Origin of the sequence: Devosia sp. (assembly GCF_039927955.1) — a bacterium.
In the GTDB taxonomy this organism is placed as follows: domain Bacteria; phylum Pseudomonadota; class Alphaproteobacteria; order Rhizobiales; family Devosiaceae; genus Devosia.
Window position 1 is genome coordinate 1 of record NZ_JBDSUA010000025.1, and the last position, 6,609, is coordinate 6,609.

Annotated in this window: 6 protein-coding genes; all 6 read left to right on the top strand. The window is 62.9% G+C overall.

The window, feature by feature from the left end; genetic code table 11:
* Positions 1 to 332 precede the first annotated feature (332 nt).
* The 6 genes from ABIT12_RS07315 to ABIT12_RS07340 all read left to right on the top strand — a co-directional run bounded on the left by ABIT12_RS07315 (position 333) and on the right by ABIT12_RS07340 (position 6,418).
* Positions 333 to 1,784: a peptidoglycan DD-metalloendopeptidase family protein gene (locus ABIT12_RS07315; RefSeq protein ID WP_348045675.1), complete on the top strand. Its 1,452-nt coding sequence runs from the start codon at positions 333 to 335 to the stop codon at positions 1,782 to 1,784.
* 6 nt (positions 1,785 to 1,790) lie between these two features.
* A complete protein-coding gene (locus ABIT12_RS07320) occupies positions 1,791 to 3,158 on the top strand; it encodes a S41 family peptidase (protein WP_348045677.1) in 1,368 nt (455 codons plus the stop codon).
* A 104-nt stretch (positions 3,159 to 3,262) separates the two neighbouring features.
* A complete protein-coding gene (locus ABIT12_RS07325; protein WP_348045679.1) occupies positions 3,263 to 4,393 on the top strand; it encodes a divergent polysaccharide deacetylase family protein in 1,131 nt (376 codons plus the stop codon).
* Between the two features lie 5 nt (positions 4,394 to 4,398).
* Entirely contained in the window at positions 4,399 to 4,941 is a 543-nt protein-coding gene (locus ABIT12_RS07330) for an RNA pyrophosphohydrolase (RefSeq protein WP_407065601.1), read from the top strand.
* Positions 4,942 to 4,944: 3 nt separating this feature from the next.
* Positions 4,945 to 5,631, top strand: coding sequence for an aspartate/glutamate racemase family protein (locus tag ABIT12_RS07335; RefSeq protein WP_348045683.1), 687 nt, complete (start codon positions 4,945 to 4,947; stop codon positions 5,629 to 5,631).
* A gap of 55 nt (positions 5,632 to 5,686) precedes the next feature.
* Complete coding sequence (locus tag ABIT12_RS07340; protein ID WP_348045685.1) at positions 5,687 to 6,418, top strand: phosphotransferase; 732 nt, start codon at positions 5,687 to 5,689, stop codon at positions 6,416 to 6,418.
* Positions 6,419 to 6,609: the final 191 nt, after the last annotated feature.

Here is a 6,609-nt window from a genome sequence, read left to right on the forward strand (position 1 = left end):
CAACGGCCAATGACAAGACGACTGCCGGGAGAGGGAGGGACCGTGCCTTCCTTGGGCGTATGGGCCATGAGCCTGGACAGCGCAAAGTCCGGCACTGAGCGCCATCGCCATAAATCCCGGCGTCCCGGGGCGCGCGGTGTTTCATCTACTAAATTACCCAAGAGACGCCATGCGCCTCGGGACCCGTCCACCATTCAAACCCGGAGGCCATCGCCGGCCGGCGCATCGCCGTGACCACATCATGGTTAAGCCTTATTAACCTCCGGTTTGCCCGGCTCTTGCTATGGTGCGAACCATTGATTCGCGTGGGCGAACACGAAACTGGAGTGGCGATGTCGGTGCGACCCGGCTGGCGGTTGGGAACACTGATAGCGGGCCTTGGGCTCGGGCTAGGCTTTGCCTGTCCCTTGCTGGCCCAGACCGGGGCTGCAACGCCTGCCCCAACAGTCCCGGCGATCGACGAAACGGCGCAGCCTGTGATCCCCGCTGAGCCAGCGGCACCAGCAACCGACATCACCACGCCCGAAACACCTGCGGCAACGACCACCCCTGCGATGCCCGCGGCACCCACAACCGCGGCCGATAGCAAGGCCGCTCTCGAAACCATCGAAAAATCCATCTCGATCAGCAAGGATCGCGCCGACGCTCTCAAAAAAGAGATCGCCGATATGGACGGCGATCGCACCAGGCAGAACGCTGCCCTGATTGCTGCCGCCCAGCGGGTCAAGCTCGCCGAAATCGAGGTCGGTGACGTCGAAGACCGGCTTGATGCCTTGATCGTGCAGGAATTCGAAGTGCGCGGGCGGCTCGATGGCGCCGATAGCCAGATCGCCAATGTGCTGGCGGCACTGCAACGCATTTCGCTCAATCCGCCGCCCGCACTGATCGTGGATCCATCCGACGCGCTCGGCTCGGCCCGCAGCGCCATCCTGATCGCCGCCATTGCCCCGCAATTGCGCGCCAAGGCCGAGGCCGTCACCGCCGACCTCAAGCACCTGACCGAGATCAAGACGGCAGCCCTGCAGGAAGAAGCAACGCTGCAGGCCAACAAGTCCGTGCTTGAAGAAGAGCAGCTCCGCATCGCCACGCTGATCCTGGCCCGCAAGCAGGGCGTGCAGGTGATGACTGCCGATCTGCAGGCAGAGGAGCAGGAAGCCATTGCCCTGGCGCAGCGCGCCACCACGCTCAAGGACCTGATCGACAGCCTTGGGGCGCGCATGACCAGCGTCAATAGCGCCGTCGACGCTTCAAGCACGGCCAGGCCCAATAGCGAAGCCGTGGCGATGACGCCCGAAGCGATCAAGGTGGCGCTGGCCAATACCGCCCGTACCGAGCCCGCCGTGCCGTTCGACAACGCCAGGGGCTATCTGTCGATACCCACCAATGGCGTCACCGTGCTCGACTATGGCGCCAGCGACGGCTTTGGCGGCATCGCCCACGGCACCTCGATCGTCACCCGCGCCGAAGCGCAGGTGGTGGCCGCGGCAGATGGCTGGGTGCTTTATAAAGGCCCCTACCTCAATTACGGCCAAATCGTCATCCTCAATAGCGGCCAGAGCTACACTGTGCTGCTGGCGGGCCTGGATACCGTGACGGTCAATATCGGCCAGTTCGTGCTGATGGGCGAGCCGATCGGCACCATGGGTTCACGCACAATTGGCCGTACCGTCACCACCAGTGCTGGCAACTCCCAGCCGACCCTTTATATTGAGCTGCGAAAAGATAACGAGCCGATCGATCCGACCGGATGGTGGGCGCCCCCGAACACGACACAAAGTGGATAAATCCTGATGCGCTTTACGAAGATCCGCGCCGCTGCCCTCGGCTTGGCCTTGCTGTTGCCGGCGTCCATCCTGATCGCTCAGGAAGAACCGGCGCCACCCGCGCCGGAAAACATTCCGGCGGCCGTGGTCGGCGCTGACGAGTCCAAGCCGCGCGACGCCAAGGAAATCTACGCCGACCTCAACCTGTTCGGCGAAATCTTTGATCGCATCCGCGCCGAATATGTCGATCCGCCCGATGAGCAGAAGCTGATCCGGGCCGCCATCCAGGGCATGCTGACTTCGCTCGATCCGCATTCCAACTATCTGCCGCCGGCCGATTATGACGATATGCGCGAAGATACCTCCGGCCAGTTCGGCGGCCTCGGCATCGAGGTGACCCAGGAAGAGGGCCTGATCAAGGTCGTCTCGCCCATCGACGGGTCGCCCGCCGCCAAGGCCGGCATCCTGACCAATGACCTGATCGTCAAGATCGATGGTGCTGACGTGCAGGGCATGCTGCTCGACGACGCCGTCGGCAAGATGCGCGGCGCTGTGGGCACCAAGGTGAAGTTGACCCTTGCACGCGAAGGCGCCAAGGACCCCATCGAGGTCGAACTGACCCGCGATGTCATCGCCATGCGCGCGGTGCGCTGGAGCATGGAAGGCGACGTCGCCGTGCTGCGCCTGTCGCGTTTCTCCGAGCAGGCCTTTATCGGCATTCAGAACGCCGTCACCGATATCTACAAGCAGCGCAAGGATGTGCCACCCAAGGGTATCATTCTCGATCTGCGCAACAATCCCGGTGGCCTGGTCGATCAGGCGGTCTATGTTTCCGACGCCTTCCTCAAGCAGGGCGCCGTGGTCTTGACCCGTGGCCGCAACGCCCAGGAAAGCTCGCGCTACGACGCCCAGCCGGACAACCTTGATGCCAAGCTGGCAGCGGTTCCCCTGGTCGTGCTGATCAATGGCGGCTCGGCCTCGGCCTCCGAAATCGTCGCTGGCGCCTTGCAGGATCATAAGCGGGCGACGCTGGTGGGCACCCGCTCCTTCGGCAAGGGGTCGGTCCAGTCGATCATCTCGCTGGGCGAAAATGGCGCCATGCGCCTGACCACGGCGCGGTATTACACGCCCAACAATCGCTCGATCCAGGCCGTCGGCATCCAGCCCGATATCACCGTTACCCAGGATATCCCCGACGATATCAAGGGCAAGGACGAGATCGTCGGGGAAGCTGGCCTTGCCGGCCACATCAAGATCGCCGGCCAGACAGAAACCACCACTGGCTCCTCGGTTTATGTTCCGGCCGACAAGGTCGATGACAAGCAGCTGCAATATGCGATCAAGCTGATCGACGGCGGCGAAACCAACCCGGCCTACCCGGCCAAGGGCGACTGACTTTCGGCACGGTCAAACGTGCTATGAATAGACAACGGGGCGAGGTGGCCGATTCGCCGCCTTGCCCCGCATTGTTTCGCCAATTGCAAAGGTCGTGAACGCCGATGGCCGACGATCTCAGTGCGCCACTGCCAGGCCGCAAGCGGCAGCGTCAGGACGCAGTCCGGAATGCCCTGCGCGGCAAGTTTCCGCTGGCACGCGTGCTGCTCGGCATCATCGTGCTGCTGGTCGGCGGCTTTGTGGCCCGGCTGGTGCTGGTCGAGGACCCCAACGGTGGCCGTCCAAGCGCTGAAGTGGCGGTCAATTCCACCCGCGACGGCAATCAGATCGCCAACACTCTGGCGACGCGCCCGCTCGACAAGCCCGCCACCATTACCGCCGATCCGGAACAGACCCCGGTGGGCAAGCCAACGACGCCAATGAGCACCGGCGTGGGCTTTACCGCCACGGGCGCTCTGCCCGATCTCAGCGAAGAAACCGCAGATGGTCCAATCCCGCGCATTTCCGCCGCCGGGGAGAAGCCGTTCAATGCCTATGCCGTGCCGTTCAATGCCGCGGCGTCGGCCGGCAAGCCGCAGATTGCCATTATCGTTTCGGGTCTGGGGATCAATGAAAGCGGCTCGCTCTCGGCCATCGAGCAACTGCCGCCCGACGTTACCCTGGCCTTTGCCCCCTATGGCAAGACCTTGCAGAGCACGGTGAGCGCCGCCCAGGGCGCTGGCCATGAAACCCTGCTGGAAATCCCGCTGGAGCCGTTCGATTATCCGGCCAATGATCCGGGCCCGCAAACCCTGCTGACCGGCGATCCGGCCCGCTCCAATCTGGATAAGCTGTTCTGGCTGATGGCGCGTTTTGGCGGCTATGTCGGCGTGATGAACCATATGGGCGCACGCTTTACCGCCTCAGGCAGCGATTTTTCCCCGATCATGGAAGAGCTGGGCGCGCGCGGCCTCGGCTATCTCGACGATGGCTCCTCCAATCGCTCGATCGCCCCCCAGCTTGCCTCCGGCAACAAGGTGCCGTTCGCCCGCGCCGACCTGTTTCTCGATGATAATCCTGCCCGCGAACCGATCCAGGCGGCGCTCAAATCCCTCGAAGCCAAGGCAACGCAGGACGGCCATGCAATTGGCATTATCAGTGCTCTGCCCATTTCCGTGCAAACTGTCGCCGAATGGTCACGTGAGCTTGAGAACAAGGGCTTTGTGCTGGTCCCGGCCAGTGCCCTGATGAAATAGGATAGATCGGCATGTCAAAATCCATCGACCGCCAGGCACTTCCCTATCGCGATTGCGTCGGCATCGCCGTGTTCAATTCCCAGGGCAATGTGTTTATCGGCCGCCGCAAGCCCGCCGATGATGGCAGCGATACCTCCGAGGTCGCCGCTCCCTGGCAAATGCCACAGGGCGGCATCGACAAGGGCGAGGACCCGCTGAAAGCCGCGCTGCGCGAACTGCACGAGGAAACCAGCATCACCGCCGTCAGCCTGCTCGCCGAAGCGCCCGAATGGATCTATTACGACCTGCCCGACGACATGCTCGGCATTGCCTTGAAGGGAAAATATCGCGGCCAGCGGCAGCGCTGGTTCGCCTTTGCCTTTACCGGCAAGGACAGCGAGATCGATGTGCTCCACCCCGGCGGCGGCAAGCATCCAGCCGAATTCGACGCCTGGCGCTGGGAGCAGTTGCACCGCACGCCTGCGGTCATCGTGCCGTTCAAGCGGGACGCCTACGACAAGGTCGTTGCCGCTTTCGGCGATATCCCGCAGCGCTTTACCCACACCTGAGCCATGAAAACTATCGGCCTGATCGGTGGCATGAGCTGGGAATCAACCGCCCACTATTATCGCGTGCTCAATCAGGAAACCGCCCGACAGCTTGGCGGCCTGCATTCGGCGCCGCTGATCGTCCATTCGGTCGATTTTGCGCCGATCGCTGCCATGCAATCGGCCGGCGACTGGGACGGGGCCGGCCGACAATTGCATCAGGTCGCCCGCGGCCTGGCTGCGGCTGGGGCCCAGGTGCTGGGACTTGCCACCAACACCATGCATGTCGTCGCTGACACGATCACCCAGGGGCTCGATATTCCCTTCATCCATATTGCCGATCCGACAGCCGATGCGCTGCTCGCCGACGGCTTCGACAGCATCGGTCTGCTCGGCACCCGCTTCACCATGGAAATGGATTTTTATCGCAAACGCCTCGAAGCGCGCGGCCTGACCGTGCTGATCCCCGACGTTGATCGCACCAACCTCAACGCCATCATCTATGAGGAACTCTGCCACGGTATGGTCACAGAGCGCTCCCGCGACGCCTATATCGCCGCCATCGCCCGCCTGCAGCAGCACGGCGCCCAGGCCGTAATCCTGGGCTGCACCGAAATCTGCATGCTGATCGACGACAGCGTCAGCCCGTTGCCGACCTATGATACGACGGACCTGCACGCAAAGGCGCTAGTCGCGGCGGCCCTGGCCTGAGCTTTTCAGCCGGCTATCTCCCCACAACTGAATCGAAGCCTTGAAGAGTGACGCAATGGGATGGGACGCACTTCAACACTGGGGCACGGACGCGAGCCGCCGGGAACGACTGACCGGCGGCGTTGCCAATGATGTCTGGAGCGTGCAAGTCGGTGGGCGTCTTGCTGTCGCCCGCCTTGGCACGCGCAGCGACGCAGATCTTGCCTGGGAAACCGGGCTCCTCCAGCACCTTGATCGAAACGGCATGACGGTGCCGCTCCCCATTCCGACACTGGATGGCAGGCTGTTCGTCGACGGCCTGGTGGTCATGCAATTTCTCGAGGGCGGACCGCCCGAGACGGAGGTCGACTGGCGTCGCGTGGCCGAGACACTGCATCAACTACACCGGCTGACACGGGATTGGCCGCAGCGTCCGGGCTGGCGATCCTCGACCGACCTGCTACGAGCGGACCGGGGAACTCGCATCGACCTCACCGCCATGCCGCCTGATGCCGTTGTTCGATGTCGGGCGGCCTGGGCACGCTTGGCCGGTCGCCAGACCTCCGTCATTCATGGTGACGCCAACCCGCGCAACATCCTGATGACCACGGACCGGGTCGCGCTCGTCGACTGGGACGAATCCCATGTCGACGTCCCCGATCTCGACCTTGAACTGCCCCACAATGCTGCCGATCTCGACCCAGTTACGTGGGACATTGCCCAACAGGCCTCAGCTGCCTGGGAGGCTGCTGTGTGCTGGAAAGACGACTACGCCATCAAGCGGCTGGCGCAGGTTCGGGGGGGCTAATGCCCCCTTGCCGTTAACATCCAGCACCGCATTGGCACCCCGTTGGTGTGGCCAGTGTGGTTTGAACGCAAAAAGCCCTCAGCTTGAGCTGAGGGCTTTTTGTTGTTTCGACATTCGTAATGAGACTATCCGTTTTTGGCAGACCTTGCAGCGACCTACTCTCCCAAGCCTTAAGACTTAGTACCATTGGC

Coding starts and splice junctions, on each gene's coding strand:
- ABIT12_RS07315 (WP_348045675.1), top strand. CDS start 333: ATGTCGGTGCGACCCGGCTGGCGGTTGGGAACACTGATAGCGGGCCTT.
- ABIT12_RS07325 (WP_348045679.1), top strand. CDS start 3,263: ATGGCCGACGATCTCAGTGCGCCACTGCCAGGCCGCAAGCGGCAGCGT.
- ABIT12_RS07335 (WP_348045683.1), top strand. CDS start 4,945: ATGAAAACTATCGGCCTGATCGGTGGCATGAGCTGGGAATCAACCGCC.
- ABIT12_RS07340 (WP_348045685.1), top strand. CDS start 5,687: ATGGGATGGGACGCACTTCAACACTGGGGCACGGACGCGAGCCGCCGG.
- ABIT12_RS07320 (WP_348045677.1), top strand. CDS start 1,791: ATGCGCTTTACGAAGATCCGCGCCGCTGCCCTCGGCTTGGCCTTGCTG.